This window comes from Oricola sp., from assembly GCF_022763245.1.
Taxonomy (GTDB): domain Bacteria; phylum Pseudomonadota; class Alphaproteobacteria; order Rhizobiales; family Rhizobiaceae; genus Oricola.
Genome location: NZ_JALEGV010000011.1, coordinates 136,693 through 161,103 on the forward strand (window position 1 = coordinate 136,693; position 24,411 = coordinate 161,103).

A 24,411-nucleotide genomic window follows, 5' to 3' on the forward strand; every position below is an offset into this window, starting at 1 on the left:
CGACCGAGTTCAACGGCCTCGCTATTCGGCGTCCCGATGCGGGTTCAAAGCGTCGTTCAGTCCATCGCCGAGAAGATTGAAACCCAGCACGATCGCCACGATCGCCAGCCCCGGCCAAACCGCCATCCAGGGCGCCTCTATCAGGAACTGGCGAGCGACATCGAGCATGCTGCCCCACGACGGCGCCGGCGGACGCTGCCCGAGACCGAGGAAAGCAAGGCTGGCCTCGGCAAGGATGGCCACGGCCATGGTGATCGTGCCCTGCACGACGATCGGAGCGAGGACGTTGGGAAACACATGCGACACGATGATGTTGCGATCGCGCACGCCGACCGCGCGCGCGGCGGTGATGTAGTCCTCCCCCTTGACCACCAGAACCTGCCCTCGGGTGAGCCGGATGAAGATGGGCACGGCGGACACGCCGATGGCGATCATGGCATTCTGCAGGCTCGCACCGAGAAAGGCGGCAAGCGCAATCGCTAGAACAAGAAAGGGCACGGCCATGAGGGCGTCGGTGCAGCGCGATATCACCGCGTCGAGCAGGCCGCCGAAATAGCCGGCAATCAGTCCCAGCGGCACGCCGATCGCGATGGCAATCGCCACCGCGATCACGCCGGCAAGGAGCGAGGCACGGGCACCGAACACGATCCGTGAGAGAATGTCGCGCCCCAGATCGTCGGTACCGAACCAGTGCGCGGCGTTCGGTGCCTGGCGGATCGCCAGCCAGTCCGACGCATTCGGATCGAAAGGCGCCAGGACAGGGGCGAAGACAGCGACCAGTATGAAGAAGACCACGATCGAGCCGCCGATGACGGCGCTCGGCTGCGAGAGGATCTGCCGGATCGCGGACTTGCGGCGTCCACCGTCGACCGCGGGTTCAGACGGGAGCGACAGATCGGTCATGAGCGCAACCTCGGGCTCAGGATGACATAGGCGATATCGGCAATCAGGCTCATCAGCAGGAACATGACCGCCGCGCACAGGACCACGGCCTGCACCACCGCATAGTCGCGACTGAACACGCCGTCGACGATCATCTTTCCGAAGCCGGGAATGCCGAAGACCTGCTCGGTCAGGACGGCGCCGGACAGCAACTCGCCGAGATGAAGCGTCGCGGTGGTGACGACCGGGATGAGACCGTTTCGAAGGGCATGGCGGGTGACCACAACATATTCACGCAGCCCCTTGGCACGCGCGGTGCGGATGTAATCCTGCTGCAGCGTGGCGATCATCGAGGAGCGTGTGTGTCGCATGACGATCGCCGCCGCCGCCGTACCGAGAACGAGGCTGGGCATCAGCGTGTAGCGGAGATTGGCCAGCGGAGATTCCAGGAAGCCGACATAGCCGCCACTTGGAAGCCATCCGAGCGAGACCGCGAACAGCAGGATCAGCATGATGCCGAGCCAGAAGCTGGGGATCGACAATCCGCCCAGGCCGAGCGTCGATACCAGGTAGTCTATCGGCGTGCCGCGCTTGAAGGCGGCAAGGACGCCGGCGGGGATGCCTATGATGAGCGCGATGATCATCGCCTGCAGCGAGAGCTGCAGCGTGACCGGAAGCTTCTCCACGATCATCTCGCCGATCGGCAGCCGGGTGCGGATCGACACGCCGAAGTCGCCCTGCAGCACGCCGCCCAGCCAGCGGACATACTGGACCGGCAGGGGCTGATCGAGCCCGTATTTCGCGCGGATGGTTTCGATGACCTGGGGGTCCCGCTCCTCGCCGGCCAGCGCCAGCGCCGGGTCTCCCGGCAAGAGCTTGAGCAGTAGAAAGACGAACACCGACACGATGAGAAGGGTCGGGATCGCGACAAGCAGCCGCCGGAATACGAAGTTCAACATGTTCGCGTGTCTTCCGAAGGGTGGCCGCACCCGCGGAGCAACGGGTGCGGCCTGGTCTGTTGGCTTATTCGCCGGCGGGCTTCACGCCGGTGACGCGAAGGAGGCCGTCCGGGAAGATCTTGATCCCGTCGATATTCGACTGAGCCGCGTAGAACCACGTCGGGTGGTAGAGCGGGATGGTCGATAGATCGGCGAGGTAGATGTCCGCAGCCTCGTCATAAAGCTTCTTGCGGGCATCCATGTCCAGCTCCTTGCGGGCCGCGATCAGGACTTCGTCGAGCTTCGGATTGCTGTAGCCGTTGAGGTTCTGGCTGCCGTCGCTTCCGAAGAAGGTGTAGAGCGTCGGATCCGGGTCGGCACGGCCGCTCCAGTTGCCGATATAGAGCTCGAAATTGCCTGCCAGGTAGCGCTCGATCGCCGAGGAGGTCTCGAGCGGCAACAGGTTCACGGTGAAGCCGGCCTCGTTCGCCATCGACTGGATGATCTGGGCGACGCGGCCGTCGGTCAGCGAGTTCTCATAGGTGATCTCGATGGTCGGGTTCTCGACGCCCGACTTGGCGATCAGCTCACGCGCCGCGTCCAGATCGCGAGCCGGCATCGGATGCGACTTGCTGTAGAAGGCGCTTGACGGCGGGATCATCTGGTTGTCGGCCGTGAACTCGCCGTTGAACGCGACCTGGTTGATGATGTTGCGATCGATGGAAAGCTCCAGCGCATGGCGCAGGTCGGGATTGGTCGCGAGAACGCCCGAATCCGGCTTCTGGCTGATGAAGAGGTGCGAGACCGCCAGACCCGGAGCGGTGTGAAGCGCGAGGCCGTCGTCGGACCGCACAGTCGTGAGGTCGGTCGGCGCGATGCGCTCCGCGGCCTCGAGATCGCCGGCCTGCAGGCGCGACAGACGCACCGTGGAGTCCGGGATGATCTCGTAGACGATCTTGTCGTAGCCGATCTCGGCGGCGTTCCAGTAGCCGTCATATTTCTCGAGCGTGATGGTGTCGCGCGCCTTGCGGTCGACCAGCTTGTAGGGCCCCGAGCAGACCGGATTGGCGGCGAATTCGTCACCGGAACCGGCGACGGCCGGGGAGACCATCATGCCTGCGCGGTCGGTCAGGATCGAAAGCAGCGGTGCGAAAGGCGCATCGAGCTTCAGCACGACGGTGTGATCGTCGACGACCTCGACCTCGGTGATCGGCGCCAGCTGCGACTTGCGACGCGACTCGTCGATCGTCTTCATGCGCTCGATGTTCACCTTGACGGCTTCCGCGTTGAACGGCGCGCCATCCTGGAACGTCACGCCTTCGCGCAGCGCCATGGTCAATTCGGTGTTGTCGTCATTCCACTCCCAGCTCGTGGCGAGCTGCGGTACGATCTCGAGATTCTCGTCGATGTCAACAAGCTTGTCGCACATCGCGTCGAACACGATACGGCCGGCATAGGTTCCGCCAATTGCCGGGTCCAGGGCGTCCGGATCGTCCTGCATACCGACGCGCAAGGTCTGCGCGCTGACGCTGGAGGTACCCATCGCCATGACACAAGCCAGAAGCATGAATTTCGTTGAAGCTTTCATTGTGCACTCCCTTTCGGCACGGAGACCTCTTCGCCTTCCGCTTGACCTCTCCACCGAGCGAACCACAGGATTTTGCATTTGTAAAGTTTCCGAACCAATAAAAGTTCCGGAGCTTGAAAACATGCAGAAATCTCCGATAATTCGCCGTCAATCCGCTTGACCAGGCCGCTTCCTCCACCTATTCGTTCTGAAAACTGACCAATTAGGCGCTACCGCACATGATCGATTTTTCATCCGTTCCGATGTCCCGCCAGATCACGCTTCGCACCGTGATGCGGACGGTCATGGACAGGGGACCGATCTCGCGTGCCGAACTCGCGCGCATCACCGGCCTGTCCAAGCAGACCATGTCCGAGGTCTTCCGCTTCCTGGAGGATGACGGCTGGCTCGAAGTGACCGGCCGCACGCAGGGCACGGTCGGTCGCAGCGCGGCGGCCTACGAGATCACGCCAAGCCGCGCCCTCGTCTTCGGCGCGGATGTCGGCGGCACCAAGATCCAGGCCGCGCTTGCGGACATGAACGGCAAGATCGTCGCCGAGAGCGTGGAACCGACGGATTCCCGCGGCGGCGAGCATGTGATGTCTCAGCTCGTCTCGCTGAACAATTCATTGGCCGAGAAGGCGGGCCTCCCACTGGAGCGCGTCATGGTCGGGACCGTCGGCATTCCCGGCGCCTACAACCGGAAGACGGGCAAGCTGATCATGGTGCCCAACATTCCGGACCTCGAAGGCGCGCCGCTGCAGACGATCCTGACCCAGCGGATGGGCTGCACGGTGCATATCGGGAACGATGTGAACATGGCGGCCAAGGGCGAGCAGTGGCTCGGCGAAGGCAAGGGCATCAGCAATTTCGTCTTCATCGCCCTCGGAACGGGCATCGGCATGGGGATCATCAACGAACGCCAGATCCTCAACGGTTCGCGCGGCGCGGCAGGCGAAATCTCGACATTGCCGATCGGCGCCGATCCGTTCGACAGCCGCACCTTTCACGCGGGCGCTCTCGAGACGATGGTCGGCAGTGCGGCGATCCGTGACCGGTATGAAAACTATGGCGGGATGCCCGGCCGAAGCGTCCGCGACATCATGGACGCCATCGAAGCCGGCGACGAGAAGGCCAAGGCAACGATCAACGAAGTCGCGCGCACCATCGCCGAGGCGATCCTTGCGGTGTCGGCCATCGTCGATCCCGAACGCGTCATTCTCGGCGGCAGCATCGGCGCACGCCCGGAACTGCTGGAACGGGTCTGCGCGGCGCTGCCGCTCTGCATGCCCGCCCCGCCGGAATGCACCATCAGCCAGCTCGGAAGCCGCGCCGGCCTGTACGGCACGCTCGCCAACAGCCTCGACCACATGCGCGAGAACCTCTTCGAATTGCCGCGCTACACACCTGCGGAAACGCCGGACATTGCAGAGGCCGTGAAATGATGGCCGCACAGAAATACGAAACTCCCGCCCTCGCGGTTCTTCCCGAACGGCACGCCGCAGAGATGGACCTCGCGGCACGGTTGGCCGCGCAATTGCGCGGTAAGCCAGACTCGGTGCTGGGGCTGGCGACCGGCAATTCGATGGTCGGCGTCTACCGGGCGCTCGTCGAAATGCACCGCAACGAGGGCCTCTCCTTTGCCCGGGCGACGAGCTTCAACCTCGACGAATATTGCGGCCTGCCCAACGGTCATCCGTCGAGCTTCGCGTCCTACATGCAGGATCATCTCTTCGCGCATGTGGACATGCCGCGGAACTCGGCTCATCTGCCCGACGAGAACAGCTGTGCGGAATACGAAGCCGCGATCGCAAAAAAGGGTATCGACCTCCAGATCCTCGGCATCGGCCGCAACGGCCATATCGGTTTCAACGAACCCGGCGCTGCGGTCACCAGCCGCACCCGCGTGGTGGAACTCGCAGCGGCGACGCGCGCCGCGAACCAGCGCGACTTTCCCGACGGCGAGACCGTACCCACCCATGCGGTCACGATGGGGATCGCAACCATCCTGTCGGCGCGGAGCATCCTTCTGCTGGCGACCGGAGAGGCCAAGGCCGATGCGCTCGCCCGTGCCCTGGAGGGCCCCATAACGCCGGATAATCCCGCCTGCTTCCTGCGCCTGCACTCCGATGTCACGGTCATTTCCGACCGCGACGCAGCGCGTTTCCTCTCCTCTACGCGGACGAACACCGATGCTTGAGCGCGATTTCATGAAACCCGGCAAATCCGTGGCCCTGGCCGAGAACGCCATGGTCGCGACCTCGCATCCGCAGGCGACGCTTGCGGCGCTGGACGTCCTGCGCGCCGGCGGCAATGCGGTCGATGCGGCCATCGCGGCCGTGGCGCTGCAAGGCGTCATCGATCCGCACATGACCGGGATCGGCGGCGATTGTTTCGCGCTCTACACGCCCGCAGGCGGCACGCCGATCGCCGTCAACGGATCGGGCCGCGCTCCGGCCGCCGCGACGGCCGATCATTTCCGCGACAAGGGATGGTCCCGCATCGATGACGGAACCGTGGATGCGGTGACGATCCCCGGAGCGGTCGACGCGTGGTGTCACCTGAGCGAGACCTGGGGTCGCGCCGGGCTCGACCGGATCCTCCAGCCCGCCATCGCGGCGGCAGAGAACGGCTTCACAATCACGCCGAGGGTGGCCCTCGACTGGGCGCGGTACGCCGATCGGCTCCGCCCCTACCCGGCCTCCGTCAGGCAGTTCCTTCCCGGAGGCCGCGCCCCGGTGACCGGCGACCGGCTCGACAATCCCTCCCTCGCCGCGACCTTGCGCGACATCGCGCAAAGGGGCCGCGCGGCATTCTACGAAGGCGAAGCCGTCGAGGACATGCTCGCCACGCTGAATGCGCTGGGCGGACTGCATACGGCGGAAGACTTCGCGGCGACTGCGACCACCGTCTCCGACACCATTTCGGCGAACTATCGCGGCCACACGCTGCACGAATGCCCGCCCAACGGCCAGGGCCTGGCCGCGCTCATCATGGCCCGCCTTCTCGACGGGTTCGATCTCTGCGACCCGGCGATGTCCGCGGCGGACAGCATCCACATTCTCGCCGAGGCGACCAAGACCGCCTACCGGCAGCGCGACGCCTGGATCGCCGACCCGGACGCGATGACCGTCACGGTGGACGAAATCCTCGCCGAGCAGCGCATCGCGGCGCTTCGCGACCGCATCTCGATGGACAGGGCGTCCGATCCCGCGGATCTCGACATGCCGATCCACCGCGACACGGTCTATGTCAGCGTGGCGGATCGCGACGGGAACGTCATTTCGCTGATCAACTCGATCTTCTTCGCCTTCGGCAGCGGCATCTACGCGCCGAAGGCCGGCGTTCTGTTGCAGAACCGTGGCTGCGGTTTCTCGCTGGAGCCGGGCCACCCGAACGAGATCGGCCCGTCGAAGCGGCCGTTCCACACGATCATCCCGGCCATGTTGTTCGACAAGGACAAGCCGGTCCTGTCCTTCGGCGTCATGGGCGGCCAGTATCAGGCAACCGGACACGCCCATTTCGTCTCGCAGGTGATCGATCGCGACTTCGACATCCAGATGGCCTCCGACCAGCCGCGTTCCTTCTTCACGGACGGCGCGATTTCGCTCGAACCGACCATCGACGACACGGTCCGCGCCGACCTGGAAGCCCGCGGCCACAAGACCCGCTGGGCCGACGAACCGCTCGGCGGTTGCCAGGCGGTCCGGATCGATCACGAGCGCGGCGTGCTGTGGGGCGCGTCCGACCATCGCAAGGACGGCATCGCGCTGGGGTACTGACGATGAACACACAATCCGCCTCGACACCTTCGCCCGCGGTCTCGGTCCGGCATCTGGCCCTTCGGCTGCCCGGCGGAGCGGACCGCGCCTATGCGCTCAACGACCTCAGTTTCGATCTGCCCGAGAGCGAGATCCTGTGCATTGTCGGGGAGTCGGGCTCCGGCAAGTCGCTGTGCGCCCAGACGCTGATGGGCCTGCTGCCCTCCGTCATCCATGTCGAACGCGGCGAAGCGCTGTTCGACGGCCGCGACCTTCTCAAGGTCGACCAGAAGACCATGCGCGGCATGCGCGGCCGCGCCATCGGCATGATCTTCCAGGAACCGATGACCGCGCTGAACCCGTCGATGCGCATCGGCGACCAGATCGCCGAAGTGTTCGAGGCGCACGGCTTGCTGACCCGGGCCGAACGGCAGCGCAAGGTTCTCGAACTGGCCAAAGAGGTGCGCTTGCCCGATCCGGAACGCATCGTGCGTGCCTTTCCCCACCAGCTCTCGGGCGGGCAGCGGCAAAGGGCGATGATCGCGATGGCGCTCGCGCTGGAGCCGAAACTGCTCATCGCCGACGAACCGACGACCGCGCTTGATGTCACGACCCAGGCGCAGATCCTGCGGCTGATCCGCGACATCCAGCAGCGGCGCGGCACCTCGGTGATCTTCATCACCCATGATTTCGGCGTCGTCGCCGACATCGCGGACCGTGTCCTTGTGCTGCAAAAGGGTGACGTGGTGGAGACCGGGACCGCCGAGGAAGTTCTCAAGAATCCGCGCCATCCCTACACGAAGGCGCTCCTCGCCGCCGTGCCGACCGGCGCGCCGCCGAAACGCGAGACTGTCGACGCCAACCCGGTCGCCTGCTCGGTCGTCGGTCTCAACAAGTCCTACCGGTCGAAGGCCGGCATGCTGGGCGACCACCGCGTCGTGCAGGCCGTGGACGACGTCAGCTTCCAGATCCACAAGGGCGAGACGCTCGGCCTTGTCGGGGAATCGGGCTCCGGCAAGTCGACGGTGGCACGGTTGGTGACGCGTATCATCGAGCCGGATACCGGCCAGATCCGCCTCGGCAACGACGATTTCGGCGCGATGAAGGGCGAGGAACTGCGCCGGCGGCGAAGCCGCATCCAGATGGTGTTCCAGGATCCCTTCGCCTCGCTCAATCCGCGCCGCAAGATCGGGCTCGCCATCGCCGACGGGCCGATGTCGAACGGGGTTCCACGCACCAAGGCTTTGAGCGACGCCAGGGACCTGCTGGCGCTTGTCGGGCTCGACCCGAAGGCTGCCGACCGGTTGCCGCACGAATTCTCCGGCGGACAGCGCCAGCGGATCGGCATCGCCCGCGCTCTTGCGCTCGAACCCGACGTGCTGGTCGCCGACGAGGCGGTCTCCGCGCTCGACGTCACGGTTCAGGCGCAGGTGCTCGACCTGCTCGAGGAACTCAAGAAACGCCTCGACCTCGCCATGCTGTTCATCACGCACGACCTGCATGTCGCGGCGCAGATCTGCGACCGGCTGGCGGTGATGCGGCAGGGAAAGATCGTCGAGACCGGCCCCACCGCGGACCTTTTCACCAATCCCCGGCACGCCTACACGCGCCAGTTGCTTGCCGCCATTCCGGGGAACGGCAGCGCCCACGCCAAGGACGGACAAGGCTGATGCAGGAGTTTTTCGCCGATTACGGCATGTGGATCGCCGCGATGATCTTCGCGGGCGTCGTCGGCGGCTTCGTCGCAGGGCTTCTCGGCGTCGGCGGCGGCATCGTGATCGTGCCTGTGCTCTACTTCGTGCTCGGCGGCGTCGGCGTGCCGGACACGATCCGCATGAAGGTCGCCGTCGCCACCTCGCTGGCGACGATCATCTTCACGTCGCTGTCATCCGCGCGCAGCCACTACAAGCGCGGCGCGGTGGATTTCACACTGCTCAAATCATGGGGCCTGCCAATCTTCATCGGGGTTGTCTGCGGCACGGCCATCGGTGGCCATGTCGATGGCCTGGTGCTGACGACGGTGTTCGCCGTCGTGGCGCTGCTCGTCGCCCTCAACATGGTCGTGCGCGCCAACAATTCGGCCCTGACGGACAATTTTCCCAATGTCGGCGTCAAATCGGCGGCCGGTGTCTTCGTCGGCCTGTTCTCCGCGATGATGGGGATCGGCGGCGGAACGCTGAGCGTCCCGATCCTGACCGCCTTCGGCTTCGACATCCGCAAGGCCGTCGGCACCGCGGCGGCGATCGGCTTCATCATCGCGATCCCCGGCACCGTCGGCTACACGCTGGCCGGATGGGGCGAGGCCGATCTGCCGGCCGGATCGATCGGCTATGTGAACCTTATCGCGCTGGTCGCGCTGATCCCGCTCACCATGCTGATCGCGCCGCTCGGAGCGAAGGCCGCGCATGTCATCCCGCGCCGGATGTTGAGCTACGCCTTCGCCGCCTTCCTGGGCGTGACCGCCCTCCGGATGTTCATCGACATCTTCCAGACCCTCTGGGCGTGACACGCCCAGCCAGCCAGGAGCCAATGCCATGCCTGCCCAGAAGCCCTTGCGGATCGGATTCATCGGATCCGGGTTCATCGCCCATTTTCACCTGAAGTCGCTCAACAGCGTGCGCAATGTCGAGGTTGTCGGCGTCTACAGCCCGACACCGGCGAAGCGCCAGGCATTTGCCGAAGACGCCGCAGTCCAGGGCCTGGGCGATTGCGTTGCCTATGACAGCCTCGAAGCGCTGCTGGCGGCGCCGGACCTCGACGCGGTGTGGATCCTGTCGCCCAACCACACGCGGCTTGCGACGATGCAGGTCATCGCGAACGCTGTCGCGTCGGGCAAGAGCGCCATCCGCGCCGTCGCCTGCGAGAAGCCGCTGGCGCGCACGCTGAAGGAAGCCCGGCAGATGCTGGAACTGGCCGAAAGCGCCGGACTGCTGCACGGCTACCTGGAAAACCAGCTCTTCTCGACGGCCGTCGAGCGCGGCAAGGAAGTCATCTGGCGGCGCGCGGTGCCGGCGACCGGGCGCCCCTATCTGGCACGCGCGGCGGAGGAGCATTCCGGGCCGCACGAACCGTGGTTCTGGCAAGGCGAGCTGCAGGGCGGCGGCGTGCTGCTCGACATGATGTGCCACTCAGTCGAGGTCGGGCGCTACCTGCTGACCGAGCCCGGCGCGCCGCGCAACAGCCTGACCTTCAAGAACGCATCGGCGACAACGGCCACACTGAAGTGGGCGCGGCCGCGCTACGCGGCCGACCTGAAGGCCCGCATGGGCGACGCCGTCGATTACACGAAGCGCCCGGCGGAGGATTTCGCGCGCGGCATCCTGGTTTTCGAGGACGAGCAGGGCAACGAGGTCATCGTCGAGGCCACCACCTCCTGGGCCTATGTCGGGCCGGGCCTGCGGATCGTGCTCGAGCTTCTCGGTCCCGAATACGCGATGGAATTCTCGACCCTATCGACCGGCCTCAAGGTGTTCATGTCGCGCGCGGTGAGCGGCGACCAGGGCGAAGATCTCGTCGAGAAACAGAACTCCGAACAGGGTCTGATGCCGGTGCTCGAAGACGAAGCCGGCGTCTACGGCTACACGGACGGCAACCGTCACATGATCGAGGCGTTTCGCGCCGGCCGCGCGCCGATGGAAACCTTTGCGGACGGCGTCGCGGTCGTGGAGATGCTGATGGCGCTCTACAAGTCGGCGGAGACCGGCCAGACCGTGGATATCGCTTCCGCCGATCTGGAGAACTTCGTGCCGGCGGTGGCGCGACAAGGCTGACCGATTGAATAGCACTTGGTTTCGCAGCCGCCTTGTTCCCTCGCCTTGAGGGAAGAAGGGCACGACAGGCAAAGGCGATTTCACCTGCATTTTCAAACGGAACGCGTTGGCCTAGCGCTTCCGCAACGGGCAGTCCTCTCATAGCTCTCTGATCTCACCGGAGAACCGGAGCTGCCGGCGGGCCTGCCGGGCCCGAGACTGACCCTGCTTCCCCGTGACGTTCCAGGACGGCAGGGAATTGCGAACACGGGCTGGTTCGCCGAGATTCAACCTCACAGCCGAACCGCCTTCCCAAAGCTGCATTTCCGGTTTCGCCCCGGATCGCCGCGTCATTTCCGCGCGTTCGCAACGTCAGCCTCAAAGCAGGGGCCGCGATCTGAATTGACTCGGGCTCGTCCTCCCGCCAGACAAAGGCTCGTCTTTGGGCGTCGGCCGAGCGGGAGGGCGAGCGCTGGTCCGACGGGCATCGGACGATGGGGGATCACGAATGTTGCACGAAAACCGGGTCGCGGTCGTCCTGCCCGCCTACAACGCCGCGTTGACGCTTCAGCGCACGTTCGACGACATTCCGAAGGATGTCGTCGATGATATCATCCTGACGGATGACGCCAGCAGCGACGACACGGTGGCTCTCGCCCGCTCATTGGGCATCCGGACCCTGCGCCACGAGAGCAATCGCGGCTATGGCGGCAACCAGAAGACCTGCTACGCCGCCGCGCTCGAGGGCGGTGCGGACATCGTCGTGATGTTGCATCCGGACTACCAATATGCGCCGAAGCTCGTGACGGCGATGGCGTCCATGATCGCCTCCGGCGAATATGACGCCGTGCTTGCGTCGCGCATGCTCGGCAAGGGCGCGCGCGCAGGCGGCATGCCGTTCTACAAATATGTCGCCAACCGGCTGCTGACCTTCACACAGAACCTGTTCGTCGGGCAGAAATTCTCCGAATACCATACCGGTTACCGCGCCTGGCATCGCGATGTCCTGGAGCGCCTGAACCTGGATGCGTGTTCGGACGATTTCGTGTTCGACAACCAGATGCTGGTCCAGGCAATCGACGCCGAGTTTCGCATCGGCGAGATCTCCTGTCCGACACGCTATTTCGCCGAAGCCTCGTCGATCAATTTCCGGCGAAGCGTCATCTACGGCCTCGGCGTGCTCTCCACGTCGGTGGCCTTTCGGTTGCACCGGTGGGGCCTGCGAAAATCCGGACTGTTTTCCGGCCCGGCCGGACCCAGGCCGCCGCGAGCGGCAGGATCACCCCGCTGATGGCGATCACCCGGGTGTCCGCCTTGCTGTTCCTCGTCGGACTGTCGGGGGTGGCGGCCGTGATGCTTTGGCCCGGCCTTCACGACGGATCGGTCTCGCTGGCGCTCTCCCGGTTGAACGAGACCGGCGGCGTGTTGCTGTTCCTTGCCGCCTTCATCGTCATTGTCGTCGCCGGAATCCTGCCGGCCTCGCTGGCGGGCGCCTCTGCGGGGGCGTTGTGGGGAATCGGCCCCGGATTTGCGCTGTCGACGGGAGCGACCCTTGCCGGCGCCGCGATCGCCTTCTGGCTCACGCGCTCCCTTGCCAGGCCGAGCATGGAGCAGCGCCTGTCAAACCGGCCGCGCCTCGCCGAAGTCGACAAATTGCTGGCGCGCGACGGCTGGAAGCTGGTGTTGCTGCTGCGCGTCTCGCCGGTGATGCCCTTCGCGCCGACCAGCTACGCGCTCGGTCTCACCTCCATCGGGTTCCGGGATTACATGATCGGCACGCTGGCGTCCTTGCCCGCCCTGCTCGGCTATGTGGCCACAGGCGCATTCGCCGGCGAGATCGGACGCGCGGCAAGTGACGAAGTCGCCTACCTTCGCCTCGCCTGGCTCGGCATGGGGGTCATTGCAACGCTCCTGGCCACGGTCCATGTCGGGCGGCTGGTCCGGCGCGCGCTCGCCGCGGTGGAGCCGGACGCCGAAGTCGCCGCCGACATTCTGATGCACACGTCTCTTCCGAACCGTCACTCCATGGCGAAGACGGATGACAAGTTTTCCTTCCTCTCCGCGTCGGCTCTCGTGCGACGCGCGTTGAGCCATCCAGCCGCCGTCTGGTGGCGCGTCCGTCCGGGAAGGAACGAGCGGGTGATCTGGCTGATCGTGTTCCTGCTGCTCGTCCTGGCAAGGCTGCCCAACGTCGCCCTTCACGGACGGGTCTGGGCAGAAGAAGCGATCTTCCTGGGCAACGCACTGCTGTTGCCTTGGTGGCAGGCGCTGTTTCATTCCTATGGCGGCTATCTCAACATCGTCGCCAACATGGCAGGCCTCGTCGCAGCCCACGCCGTTCCCCTTGAGGAGGTGCGGTGGGTCGGCATGGTGACCGGCCTGGTTTTCCAGGGGCTGACCGGAGCGCTGCTCTTGTCCTCGTCGGTGGACTGGCTGCGGCGTCGATGGCAGATCGTGGCGGCGCTGTCGCTTCTGGCAACCGCACACCTGATGCAGGAAGTCTGGCTGAATTCCCTGCATCCGCAATTCCATCTCACGCTCTGCGCGGCGCTCATCCTGGCGATGCCGGCGCGCGGTCGGTGGATGGGCACGTTTCAACTGGCAATACTGGCGCTGGGCGCGCTGAGCGGTCCGACGACGTGGTTCCTCACACCGCTGTTTGCCGCGCGGGCGCTGCTGGACCGGTCGCCGGCGCGCGCACTGCAGACGGCCGTCCTTGGCGTCGCGGTGCTGATACAGGTCGTCTGGTTCCTCCAGCCGGCCCCGAAGGTCGATACGACCTTCGACGCCGCGATCCTCTCCTACATCTTCTTCAAGAACCATCTTCTGCTGCCATGGCTCGGCATCCGAGACGAGGTTCGCGTTGCCGCCATACTCGTCAACGCCATTCAGACCGGGAACGTCCTCTACTGGGTGGGCGCGAGTACGATCGCCTATGTCGCAGCGATGGCTCTGCTCGTGAAGGCGTGGCGGCCGGGCACACTGACCTGGATGTTCGCAGCCGCGCTGGTCGTCGGCATCCTCTCCTACGCCAACGCCCGTGGCGGATCCGTCATGGCGATCGAGGCGAGCAACCGCTACTCCTATGTACCGCACATATTGTTCGCCCTGGTCTTCCTGGGGCTCGCGGGCCAGAAACGCGGCGTGCCGCGATGGGTCGGTCGCATCGCGGTCATCTGGCTGCTCGCGATCGGTTTCGTGGAATTCGAGGCCGGAGCGGCAGGGTTCAACCGGGGCCCGGCATGGACCGGCGAAGTCGCGCAATGGCGACAAGACCCCGGCTACGTGCTGCGTGCCTGGCCGGACGGCTGGGTGTTCGATCCGAACGCCCGGACACCACGGTAGCGCGCGATTGTCGGGGCGCAATCGCGCCAAAGGCGGTGGAAGGGCGATCGCCGCCTAGAACGGCATTGCTTCCAGCCAGTGTCCATAGCCGCGGCGCCGCGTGTCGATCCCGGCCATGGCGGCGGCGCCACGCGCGCCGGCCACAGCGCTCGAGATCACCGTCTTGCCGGTTTCCCGTTCGAGCGGTTCGGTGATCTCCAGCGTATGCAGAGCGCCGCAGGAAATGAGGATCGCGTCAGCCTCCGGGTCCTTCTCGAAGGCCCTCAGGCCGGTTTCCAGCACCTGCCGGCTCGTCACCTCGTGGACTGCGCGAACATCGCGGATGTCCATCGCCGAAAGCCCTGTGGTCTCGATGTCGTGTTCCGCGAGGAAGGAGATGAGCGCCTGGTTGACCTCGTCGACATAGGCGGTGCCGAGCACGATCCGGCTGGCCTTGAGCGAAGCGAGCGCCGTGATGACGGAGGAACTCAGCGACGTCGTCGGCAGGCCCGAGGCGGCGGACGCCATCTCCTCCATCTCGCGCGTATGGGCGCGGCCGCGATAGAAGGTCATCGACGTTCCCATCAACACGATCGCCTCCGCGCCCCAGTCACGCAGCTCCTCGGCGAGCCCGGCGATGCGGGTTTCCGCGTCGGTGTAGCCCGCGATGTCGAGGCTCTTCAGCGCAGCCCCACGAGCGGCGAACTCGATCGCGTCGGCATAGAGGGTCTCGCATTCCGGCGGCACGACGTTGTTCGCCGGCGGGACGATGAGGCCGATCTTCGGGCGGCCGGTCTCTTCCGACGCGCTCATGCCTTGCCCGCCCCGGCCGACGTCGGCCGCTTGGAGAGTTCGCGCACCGCGTCCTCGTCCGGCGTGAAGCCGAGCCCGGAGCCGTCCGGCAGGGCAAGGAACCCGGCGTCCGGCTCCGGCAGGCCGCGATAGACCGCCTTGTAGCACTCGACGGCCAGGTAGTGATGCTCGACAAGCCCGCCATTCGCCAGCCCGGCGTGAATGTGCATGTTGTGATAGGACCACGCGCCCCCGTTCGCGAAACGCACATTGTGCGCTTCCGCCATGCCCGCAATCTTCAGGCACTGGGTAAAGCCGCCGCTGATCACGACATTGGGCTGGACGACATCCACCGCGCCCGCGGCCAAAAGGTCACGGAAGCGGAACGACAGGCCCTCATTCTGGCCGCATGAGAGCGGGATCGACGTCTTGCGCTTGAGTTCGACCATCGAGGGCACGTCGTTCTGCGTGATCGGCTCCTCGAACATCGCGATGTCGCATTCCTCGACGGCGCGCGCCAGCTTGGCCGCATGGAAGAGGTCGAGATTGCAATTCGCGTCGAGATAGAGCCGCACCTCGGACCCCACGGCCTCGCGCACCGCCCTCACGCGGCGAATGTCCCGCTCGATCGCCTCGTCGATCGAGTAGCCGCCGGCTGCCTTTTTCAGCGCGCCGTCGCCGACCGTCATCTTCAGATGGGTGAAGCCGTCCGCGACCCACTGGCGCGCCGCGTCGGCGAGCTGGTCCTGATCGAAGAACGGAAATCCGAACGTGGCATAGAGCGGAACCCTGTCCCGGCTGCCGCCGAGCAGCTGCCAGACGGGCGCCTCCAGCTTCTGGCCGATCAGGTCCCAGACCGCCACGTCGATCGCCGCGATGGCATGCGAGGCATAACCCGTCTGCCCGCGCGGCGACAGCAGCCAGTAGAGCTTGTGCCAGATCAGTTCGCGCGCCATCACCTCCTCGCCGACGAGGTTCGGCGCGACGACGCGATTGACGATCTCGGCGATCACCTCTTCCTCGGTGATCGCGGTGAACCCCCAGCCCGTGCGGCCGCAATCGGTGTCGATGCGAACGAGGCACACCGACATCGCGGTCTCCTTGTCGGCGCCTGCGATGTCCACGTGAATGGGAATGTAGAGGGGTATGGCCTTGATGGAGGAAATCTTCATGAAGTCATCTCGCGTGATCTGAAACGGGTTGAAATCCGGCGGTCACCGGACCGAATTGGCGGCGTCTTCACGGGCGCCGCGTCGGCGCGCCATGTATCCCTGGATGAAAGGCCAGCAGGCGGTGATCACCGCGAAGACGAGGAAGACCGCGGAGATCGGGCGGTTCACCAGCGGCCAGAAACTGCCGTCGGAGATCATCAGCCCGGACCGCAGGTTCACCTCGGCGATCGGCGTCAGGATGAAGCCGATGATGAAGGGGCCTGCCGGAATGCGGTGCCGGGTCATCAGGAAACCGACCACGGCGAATCCGAGCATCACCCACACGTCGAAGAACCGGTTGGCTTCCGAATAGGCGCCGATGATGCAGAACACGATGATCGGCGCGAGAATCCATTTCTTCGGCACGTCGATCAGGCGGGCGATGTAGGGCGTCAGCACCAGCATCATCGCGAGCATCACGAAATTCGCGACGAGCGCGGATGCGATGATGCCATAGGCGGCCTCGGGCGAATTCTGGAACAGGAGCGGGCCGGGCGTGAGATTGTGGATGATCAGCGCGCCGAGCAGCATCACGTCGACGACGCTGCCTGGAATGCCGAGCGTGATCAGCGGCACCAGCGCGCCGTTGACCGCGGCGTTGTTGGAGGATTCGGCGGCGACGATGCCGTCCTCGCAGCCGCTGCCGAATTCCGACGAGCGTTTCGAGAAGGATTTCGCCACGGTGTAGGCCGCGATGCTCGCGGTCGTTCCGCCGATGCCCGGCAGGATGCCGATCCAGGTCCCGATGATCGACGAGCGCAGGAAATTCCACGCCTGCGCGCGCATGTCGGCAAACCGCATGAACATGTCCCGGGTCGAGGTCCGGATCTTCTCGACCGGCAGGTGCAGCATCCGGTAGTCCTCGGCCACCTGGCTGAGCACGAGAACGCCGAGCAGCACCGAGATCAGCCGGAAGCCGGCATCCATCTCGCCGTAACCGAAGGTCAGCCGCACGCCGCCGGAGGCCGGGTCCACGCCGACCGTCGCGGCGATCGCCCCGAGCAGGCCCGAGATCAGACCCTTCACCATCGAACCCTGGCTGATGGCGGCGATCAGCATCAGCGCGACGAGCGTGATCGAGAAGATCTCGAACGGGCCGAAACGCACCGCGATCTCGGCAAGTGGCGGCGACAGCGTCGCGAGGAAGACCCATGAAATCAGGCCGCCGACAAACGAGGACATGATGCCGAAGCCGAGCGCCCGCCCAGCCTGGCCGCGCCGCGCCATCGGAAACCCGTCAAGCGTGGTCATGATGGCCGCGGGCGTGCCGGGCATCTTCATCAGGGTCGCCGAAATCAGGCCGCCGGTGGTCGAGCCGACATACATCGAGACCAGCAGGACCAATGCGTCACCGGGCTGCATGAAATAGGTGAGCGGCAATGACAGCGCGATCACCATCGCGCCATTGATGCCGGGGATGGCGCCGGCCACGATGCCGACGAAGACGCCGAGCGTCAGGAAGAAAAAGGTGGTGGGCAGGAACATCGCGCCAAGCGCGGTGAGCAGTTCCGAGCTCATGATGCGTCTCCGGCGTCAGATGTCGATGAAGAGGACTTCGGTGAAGAGGTAATAGTTCGCATAGCCGAACAGGATGGCGCCGATCGCCATCAGGCACAGTTCGACCGGCTTCTTCCCGGCGAACGCCGCGCTTGCCGCGAAGACGTAGACGGCGGTCAGGATCGGAAACCCGACGCGGAAATGCTGCCAGACCGCGACATAGACGAATGTCGCCGCACCGATGAGCACCGGCACCCACAAGCGGCCGTTTCCGGGCTGCGCCGGCATGTCGACCTCGGTCGCGGCCATGGCCTGCTCTTCGGCCGGTGCGGCGGAGCGGCACCTGCGAACCCACGCCAGCAGATCCAGCAGACCGAGCGCGAACAGTGCGATTGCCAGACAGATCGGGAATGTCGACGGGCCAAGCGGCTCGAAGATCGCCGGCGGCAACAAAAGTGCCTGCCAGAGCGCGAGCGCAGCGATCAGTGTCGACGCGATGAAGACGAACACCTGAATTACTCCGGATGATGGAAAGCCGGCGCCACCCGTTGGCGGCGCCGGAGAGCCTTACTGACCCGAGAGGTCGACATTCGCGGCGGCAGCCGTGAACTTCTCGACTTCGTCCTGAATGCCGCTCATCAACGCGTCTCCGGTCTGGAAGTTGATGTTGGCGAAGGACTTCGCGTGGAATTCCTTCAGTTCCGGCGTGTCGAGCGCTTTTTCCAGCACGCCCGCGAAGTAGTCGATGGCTTCCTGAGGCGTGCCCTTCGGCGCCCAGTAGCGGCGATTGAGGCAACCAACGATGTCGAGCCCGGCGGATTTTGCCGTCGGCATGTCGCCGGCATATTCGGGCACGTCGTCGCCCAGCCACAGAAGGCCGCGCAGCTCGTCACCGCCGCGCTCGATCCAGCCCGGCGACATCACGGCAAGATCCGTGTGGCCGCCCTTCAGCGAAGCGAAGCGTGCCGAGGTTCCGCCCGTCTGGACGATACCGATATCGACGCCCTGGTCCTTGAGCGCGGCCACGAGCCCGTAATGGGAAAGACCGCCGATCAGGTCGGCAAGCTTCAGGTCGCCCGGGTTCTCCTTCGCAAAGGCGGTCACCTCGTCGAAGGACTGGAACTGCGACGACGCCGGCACGGCGAGGTAGTTGCAGGCCGTGGTCGTCTGCGCCACCGGTTGGAGCCCGTCCAGCACCTCGAACCCGAGGCGCCCCGAGAGCGCGAGCGGGAAGATTTCGTTATGCGCCTGCAGGAAGGTGTAGCCGTCCGGCTTCGCGTTCTTGCCTTCGCGAGCGCCAACGACACCGCCGCCTGCATCGACATTCACGATGACCAGCGGTTCGGGCATGAGGTCGTATTTCTCGATGGCCGCCTGAATTGCGCGGGCAAGCGAGTCCGATCCGCCACCGGCGCCATAGGGCACGATGAGCTTGATCGGCTTGGACGGGTAATCCTGTGCAGAGGCTGATGTTGCAATCAGGGCGGCCGCCGCGAGAGCGGTCGCAAACAGTTTCTTCAGCATCGTCTCCTCCCTTGATGCTTGTTTGAGCCTTGTTTCGACTCGACCCGAACTTGACGGGAACCCCTCCACCCCGTCAATTATCTTCTTCTCCCCAAGTCATAACTGATGGCTATGTCATGGAACTTCGTCAGCTTCGCCACTTTCTCGCAATCGCAACCCATGGCTCCCTCGGGCGCGCCGCCGAAGAGGTCGCGATCAGCGAGCCCGGGCTCAGCAAGAGCCTCGCAAAACTCGAGACGCGCCTTGGCGTGCGACTGTTCGAGCGGGAAACCCGCGGCGTCAGCCTCACCGTCTACGGCCGCGCCCTTCTGCCGCGTGCCGAGGCGATCGTCGGCGAGGTGTCCACGATCGAACGCGAGATCGAGGAGGTGCGTGGCGGGCGGCGCGGAACCGTGCGCATCGGCATGCGCCCGAGCTTTGGCGCCGTCTTCCTTCCGCACGCGCTGGCGGAAATCCTGAAGATCCGCCCGGATGTGCGAACGGTGCTCCGGGAAGGATCGATCACCGCGATGCTCGACGAATTGAAACGGGGCGATCTCGATTTCATGATCGTCACCGAACTGGAGGAAATCGACGACAGCCTGATGCAGGAATATCTGCGCGACAGCCCGGTCAAGGTGATGGTGCGCAGCGACAATCCCCTGGTCGGAAACACGGCGCCGACACCGGTGGATCTCGCCGCCCTGCAGTGGACCATGCCATTGCCGACCGACCCGATCCGCCGCACCTTCTACAACATCCTGTCGCGCTACGGGGTGGAGTCCGTGCAGCTCCTGATGGAGACGAATTCGCCCCTCGTCATGAAGAACCTGGTGCGCGAGATCGGCTGCGCGGTGTTCTTCCCGGTTCACATGTACGATCAGGCGCAGGACAAGGACCTGGCCTTCCTCGAAGTTCCGTCCCTGTGGTGGAACCGCAGGCTCAACGTCGTTCGCCGTCGCTTCACCGACCTGACGCCCTCTGCGGAACTGCTGCTGCGAGAACTGCGCGACATCCGGCTCTATTCGGAAAAACAGCCCATGACTTCGGATGCGGGAACCGGTTCCGGGGCCTGATCCGGAAACGCAAGCGTATCGGCCGCATGCTTGACCGGCTGCGGCGCCGCGCCGTAGCTTGCCGCGGCGGCGCGCGGTCCGCTGGCAGGGACTGCCCCGCATGAGACTGAACCCACTGAAAATATTCCTTGCCATCGTCGATACCGGCAGCCAGCACGCTGCGGCACGGTCATTGGGGCTGACGCAGCCGGCGGTGACTAAGGCGCTGAAACGGCTTGAAGCGGAACTCGACGTGCGCCTGTTCGACCGCTCGGTGCATGGCGCGGTGCTGACCGAATACGGCCAGGCGCTGCTGCTGCACGCCCGGCTGGTCGATGCCGAACTGAAGGCCGGCGTCGATACGCTGAACCATATCAAGGGCGAACGGCGCGGCTCCGTTTCGGTCGCGCTGGCCCACATGCCCGCGACGGTCCTGATGCCCCGCATCCTGCCCGCATATCGCAAGGCCTGGCCCGACGTCCAACTGCGCATCGCCGCCAGCGTCTACCCGTTCCTCTTGCCGCAGATCCGCGAAGGTGCCCTCGATTTCGCGATTTCGCCTGCCCCGTCGGAAAACTGGCCCGAGGATCTTGTCCGTGTGCCGTTGCTGGCGACGACGCTGACGCCGGTGGTGCGCCGCGGTCACCCCCTGGCCGGCGCCGTCACGCTGGGCGAACTGGCCGAGGCCGAATGGATGCTGCCGACGCAGGAATGCGCGACCGCGCAGGCGCTGAGGGCGGCGATGCACCGGGCGAGCCTGCCTCGCCCCTCCGGCATGGTGACCTGCGAAACCTTCACCGGGCTGATCACCAACGTCGCCGCCAGCGACATGGTGGGTCTCATTCCCAAGGAGATGGTGCCGTCCATGACCGGCCCGGTCAGCGTCGTCGAAATACCGATCGCCGAGCGGTTGCGGGGCGCCGACCTCTGCCTCATCCGCCGCCGCGCGAGCGTGCTGCCCCCCGCCGCCGCCGCGCTGGCCGAGCGACTGGAGCGTGCGGCGCGCGCGCTGCCGGGCGGGGTGTCGGAGTCTTCCGAAACCGGCGAGAGTGTCGGGTCCGACGCCTGAACCGCGCGGTCGAAGTCAGTGATAACTTCCGGTTATCATCTAGCTTATTTTTTGGCTTCCCGGGTCTCATCGCCCCCGTATGGTTGAAAAAGCTCTGGTCGGACCTCCTCCGTCCACGCGCTCGTCCCCTGGCTGAACGCACCGGTGCGCAGTGCCGCGTTTGCCTTCGGGGCGACACTAGACGACTGACACGCCAACAACTGTCGAGGCGCATCGGGTGCCCGGCTCACTGCAAAAGGGAGTTCAAATTGAAAAAATTCTTCAGCGCCCTCGCCCTCGCCGCCACCCTGGCCGCGTCAGGCGCCGTCTCCGGTCAAGCCCAGGAAATCAAGGTCGGCCTCGCCCTGCCTGAAGGCATGGCCGATTTCGATTTCATCAACGGCATGTACGAGACCTTCAAGACCGAGGTCGAAGCCAACACCGACATGACCGTCGACCTCGTCTATGGCGGCGCGCTCGGCGCCCCGAACGACCGCCTCGCGCAGATGCGCCGTGGCGTCATCCAGATGAGCGACTCCGCCGACGGCAACATCGCCACGGTGTTCCCGGACATCCAGATCCTGAACATGCCCTATCTGTTCTCGACGGTCGATCAGGCGCGCGCCGTGCTGGACGGCCCGTTCGGCGACAAACTGGCCGAATCCCTGCGCGAGAAGACCGGCATCAAGGTGCTGGGCTGGTGGGAATCCGGCGGCTTCAAGCATTTCAGCGCGAACAAGCCGATCGCCACCCCGGCCGACATGAAAGGCCTGAAGATGCGCGTCCTCGGCCCGCTCGCGACCATCCCGGTCGAAGCGCTTGGCGCCTCTGCCGCGCCGGTGGCCTTCAGCGAGCTCTACACCTCGCTCAAGACGGGCGTCGTGGACGGGCAGGACAACTCGGTCACCGTCTTCAACCTCGTGAAGCTCTACGAGGTTCAGTCGAACCTTTCCCTGACCGGGCACACCTACGCCTTCGGCCCGCTCGGCATCAATGACGCCTTCTTCTCGGGGCTCGACGCGGACAAGCAGGCCGCAGTGACGGCCGCGGCCGAGAAGGCCATCGCCTTCAACCGCGAGACCTCCAGCGCCAAGGACGCCGCAGCCGTGGGCTTCGCGCGGGACAACGGGGTCGAGGTGCTGGAACTGGACGCCGACGCGAAGGCCGCCTTCGCAGAGGTCATGCAGCCGGTCGCCGTCGAGTGGCTGCGTGAGAACGTCGACACGCCGGCGCTGATCGACGAAGCCATCTCGGCCGCTGCGTCCAAGTGATCGGCGCGGCGATGATGCGGATCGTGAACATGGTCGACCGGGCGCTTCGCGCGCTCGTCGCCCTGTGCCTCATGGCGCTGACGGGCCTGGTCATCTTTCAGGTGATCAGCCGGTACGTCGTGGGCAGCGTTCCGCTGTTCGCCGAGGAGACCGCGCGTTTCGCGATGATCTGGATGGCGATGATGGCCGCCGCGCTCGGCGTGCGCGACGGCGCCAACATCCGCATCGACCTCCTGCCCGCCGCGGTCGGAAACCTGTCGCCCGTCGCGCGGCGCTGCCTCGAAGCGGCCCTCGAAACCGTGTCGCTCACCGTCTTCCTGGTGCTCGCCTGGTACGGCTTGGACGCCATGTTGTTCGCCGACGGACAAGCCAGCCCCGGCATCGGCATCCCCTTGTCATATCCCTATGCGGTGATGCCGGTCGCGTTCTGCTGTGCCGCCGTCTTCTCGCTCCTGCGCGTTGTCCACGGGACCCAGCAACCTGCTAGCGAGCACGAGCAGGCGGACGCACGATGACTCCGTCCCTCACCGTCCTGATCGCCAGCTTCGTGGCGCTCCTGATCCTCGGTCTGCCGGTGGCGTGGTCGATGATCGCGGCGGTCCTCGTCTGGACCCTGTTCACCGGCAACATCCATTTTCTCCCGGTCATCGCCGAGCGGGTGTTCCAGGGCATGGACAGCTTCGTGCTGATGGCCGTCCCGCTGTTCATCCTGGCCGGCGAGCTCGTCAATGAGGGACGCATTACAGAACGCCTCGTCGCCTTCGCCAACGCCCTGTTCGGCTGGATGCGTGGCGGCCTGGCTCAGGTCAATGTCGGTGCGTCGATCCTCTTTGCGGGCATCACGGGCGTGGCGCTTGGCGACATCGCCGCGCTGGGACGCATCTTCATCCCGGCCATGGTGAAGCAAGGCTATTCTTCGGCCTATGCGGCCGCGGTCACCGCCTCGTCATCGATCATCGGCCCTATGGTCCCGCCCTCGCTCATCGCAGTGATCTACGGCTCGATGACAGACATTTCGATCGGCGCGCTCATGGCGGCGACCTTGGTGCCCGGGCTGCTCATCGGCGTCGCGCAGATGCTGCTGATTTCCTGGCACGCCCGACGTCAGAATTTTCCGGCCGTCAAGATGGACCGCTCCCCGCGCGTTCTGGCCTCCGTCACCGGCAAGGCGATCCTGCCCTTGATGTTGCCAGTGATCATCCTTGCCGGGATGTTGGGCGGGCTGATGACCCCGACAGAAGCGGGCGCGGTCGCCGCGCTCTACGCGGCGTTGATCTCGCTCGTCGTCTACCGCGCGATCAAGATACGCGACTTCTGGCCGGTCTTCGGCCGCTCGGCCCTTTTTTCGGGCCAGCTTCTGATCATCGTCGGCTGCGGCGCCGCGTTCTCCTGGGTGATGGGGATGGAAAACGTCCCGCGCCTGATCGGCGGCCAGATCGAGGGACTGGGCCTCGGCTATCTCGGCACGATGCTGATCTTCAACGCGATCCTGCTGGTGCTGGGCATGGTGATCGATCCGACCACGGTGATCATCCTGTTCGGGCCGCTTCTGTCGGCAGCGGCGATGCATGCCGGGATCGATCCACTGCATTTCGGCGTCATCGCGATCCTCAACCTCAATGTCGGCCTGCTGACCCCGCCGCTGGGCGTCTGCCTGTTTGCCGCCGAACGGCTGGCGGGTTGCGGCCTGGTGCCCTTGCTGCGCGAAACGCTGCCCTTCCTGCTGGTTTCACTCGTCACGCTCGGCATCGTCGCCGCCTTTCCCGGCCTCAGCCTCTGGCTGCCCACCTTGATGGGCTTCTAGCTCCAACCC

The 24,411-nt window shown here is 65.4% G+C and carries 21 protein-coding genes; 13 read left to right on the plus strand and 8 right to left on the minus strand.

Annotated features, from left to right (window positions below; genetic code table 11):
• Positions 1 to 21: 21 nt before the first annotated feature.
• The 3 genes from MRY80_RS03475 to MRY80_RS03485 all read right to left on the minus strand — a co-directional run bounded on the left by MRY80_RS03475 (position 22) and on the right by MRY80_RS03485 (position 3,408).
• The gene (locus tag MRY80_RS03475; RefSeq protein ID WP_293288043.1) at positions 22 to 903 is read right to left on the minus strand and encodes an ABC transporter permease; all 882 of its coding nucleotides are present in this window, start codon (positions 901 to 903) and stop codon (positions 22 to 24) included.
• Positions 900 to 1,841, minus strand: a complete 942-nt coding sequence (locus MRY80_RS03480; protein ID WP_293288046.1) for an ABC transporter permease — start codon at positions 1,839 to 1,841, stop codon at positions 900 to 902. The genes MRY80_RS03475 and MRY80_RS03480 overlap by 4 nt, the downstream gene beginning before the upstream one ends.
• A 64-nt stretch (positions 1,842 to 1,905) precedes the next feature.
• A complete protein-coding gene (locus MRY80_RS03485) occupies positions 1,906 to 3,408 on the minus strand; it encodes an ABC transporter substrate-binding protein (RefSeq protein ID WP_293288049.1) in 1,503 nt (500 codons plus the stop codon).
• Between the two features lie 218 nt (positions 3,409 to 3,626).
• On the opposite strand from MRY80_RS03485, the gene MRY80_RS03490 reads away from it, so the two are divergent.
• From MRY80_RS03490 to MRY80_RS03525, 8 genes are all read left to right on the plus strand, one after another.
• A complete protein-coding gene (locus MRY80_RS03490; RefSeq protein WP_293288051.1) occupies positions 3,627 to 4,832 on the plus strand; it encodes an ROK family transcriptional regulator in 1,206 nt (401 codons plus the stop codon).
• Positions 4,829 to 5,587, plus strand: a complete 759-nt coding sequence (gene nagB, locus MRY80_RS03495; protein ID WP_293288053.1) for a glucosamine-6-phosphate deaminase — start codon at positions 4,829 to 4,831, stop codon at positions 5,585 to 5,587. The genes MRY80_RS03490 and nagB overlap by 4 nt, the downstream gene beginning before the upstream one ends.
• Positions 5,580 to 7,169, plus strand: coding sequence for a gamma-glutamyltransferase (ggt, locus tag MRY80_RS03500; protein ID WP_293288056.1), 1,590 nt, complete (start codon positions 5,580 to 5,582; stop codon positions 7,167 to 7,169). The genes nagB and ggt overlap by 8 nt, the downstream gene beginning before the upstream one ends.
• Before the next feature lie 2 nt (positions 7,170 to 7,171).
• A complete protein-coding gene (locus MRY80_RS03505) occupies positions 7,172 to 8,818 on the plus strand; it encodes an ABC transporter ATP-binding protein (protein ID WP_293288058.1) in 1,647 nt (548 codons plus the stop codon).
• The gene (locus tag MRY80_RS03510) at positions 8,818 to 9,654 is read left to right on the plus strand and encodes a sulfite exporter TauE/SafE family protein (protein WP_293288060.1); all 837 of its coding nucleotides are present in this window, start codon (positions 8,818 to 8,820) and stop codon (positions 9,652 to 9,654) included. The genes MRY80_RS03505 and MRY80_RS03510 overlap by 1 nt, the downstream gene beginning before the upstream one ends.
• Positions 9,655 to 9,682: 28 nt before the next feature.
• Positions 9,683 to 10,918 carry a Gfo/Idh/MocA family oxidoreductase gene (locus tag MRY80_RS03515; protein ID WP_293288063.1) on the plus strand — a complete coding sequence of 412 codons (1,236 nt, stop codon included), beginning with the start codon at positions 9,683 to 9,685 and terminating at the stop codon, positions 10,916 to 10,918.
• 487 nt (positions 10,919 to 11,405) lie between these two features.
• The gene (locus tag MRY80_RS03520; RefSeq protein WP_293288066.1) at positions 11,406 to 12,188 is read left to right on the plus strand and encodes a glycosyltransferase family 2 protein; all 783 of its coding nucleotides are present in this window, start codon (positions 11,406 to 11,408) and stop codon (positions 12,186 to 12,188) included.
• Positions 12,188 to 14,242, plus strand: coding sequence for a VTT domain-containing protein (locus tag MRY80_RS03525; RefSeq protein WP_293288068.1), 2,055 nt, complete (start codon positions 12,188 to 12,190; stop codon positions 14,240 to 14,242). Before MRY80_RS03520 ends, MRY80_RS03525 begins: the two co-directional genes overlap by 1 nt.
• A gap of 54 nt (positions 14,243 to 14,296) precedes the next feature.
• Here MRY80_RS03525 and MRY80_RS03530 read toward each other — a convergent pair whose 3' ends face one another.
• From MRY80_RS03530 to MRY80_RS03550, 5 genes are read right to left on the minus strand one after another with little or no spacing between them, the layout of a single operon-like run.
• Positions 14,297 to 15,034 carry an arylmalonate decarboxylase gene (locus MRY80_RS03530; protein WP_293288070.1) on the minus strand — a complete coding sequence of 246 codons (738 nt, stop codon included), beginning with the start codon at positions 15,032 to 15,034 and terminating at the stop codon, positions 14,297 to 14,299.
• A complete protein-coding gene (locus tag MRY80_RS03535; protein WP_293288073.1) occupies positions 15,031 to 16,185 on the minus strand; it encodes a mandelate racemase/muconate lactonizing enzyme family protein in 1,155 nt (384 codons plus the stop codon). Before MRY80_RS03535 ends, MRY80_RS03530 begins: the two co-directional genes overlap by 4 nt.
• A 42-nt stretch (positions 16,186 to 16,227) precedes the next feature.
• Complete coding sequence (locus MRY80_RS03540) at positions 16,228 to 17,742, minus strand: tripartite tricarboxylate transporter permease (RefSeq protein WP_293288075.1); 1,515 nt, start codon at positions 17,740 to 17,742, stop codon at positions 16,228 to 16,230.
• Positions 17,743 to 17,757: 15 nt separating this feature from the next.
• A complete protein-coding gene (locus MRY80_RS03545; RefSeq protein WP_293288078.1) occupies positions 17,758 to 18,231 on the minus strand; it encodes a tripartite tricarboxylate transporter TctB family protein in 474 nt (157 codons plus the stop codon).
• A gap of 57 nt (positions 18,232 to 18,288) precedes the next feature.
• A complete protein-coding gene (locus MRY80_RS03550) occupies positions 18,289 to 19,245 on the minus strand; it encodes a tripartite tricarboxylate transporter substrate binding protein (RefSeq protein WP_293288081.1) in 957 nt (318 codons plus the stop codon).
• Positions 19,246 to 19,361: 116 nt separating this feature from the next.
• On the opposite strand from MRY80_RS03550, the gene MRY80_RS03555 reads away from it, so the two are divergent.
• The 5 genes from MRY80_RS03555 to MRY80_RS03575 all read left to right on the plus strand — a co-directional run bounded on the left by MRY80_RS03555 (position 19,362) and on the right by MRY80_RS03575 (position 24,402).
• A complete protein-coding gene (locus MRY80_RS03555; protein WP_293288083.1) occupies positions 19,362 to 20,300 on the plus strand; it encodes a LysR family transcriptional regulator in 939 nt (312 codons plus the stop codon).
• 100 nt (positions 20,301 to 20,400) lie between these two features.
• Positions 20,401 to 21,348: a LysR substrate-binding domain-containing protein gene (locus MRY80_RS03560; RefSeq protein WP_293288085.1), complete on the plus strand. Its 948-nt coding sequence runs from the start codon at positions 20,401 to 20,403 to the stop codon at positions 21,346 to 21,348.
• A gap of 248 nt (positions 21,349 to 21,596) precedes the next feature.
• Entirely contained in the window at positions 21,597 to 22,598 is a 1,002-nt protein-coding gene (locus MRY80_RS03565; protein ID WP_293288087.1) for a TRAP transporter substrate-binding protein, read from the plus strand.
• Positions 22,595 to 23,113: a TRAP transporter small permease gene (locus MRY80_RS03570; protein WP_293288090.1), complete on the plus strand. Its 519-nt coding sequence runs from the start codon at positions 22,595 to 22,597 to the stop codon at positions 23,111 to 23,113. The genes MRY80_RS03565 and MRY80_RS03570 overlap by 4 nt, the downstream gene beginning before the upstream one ends.
• Entirely contained in the window at positions 23,110 to 24,402 is a 1,293-nt protein-coding gene (locus tag MRY80_RS03575) for a TRAP transporter large permease (RefSeq protein WP_293288092.1), read from the plus strand. The genes MRY80_RS03570 and MRY80_RS03575 overlap by 4 nt, the downstream gene beginning before the upstream one ends.
• The last annotated feature ends 9 nt before the right edge of the window (positions 24,403 to 24,411 follow it).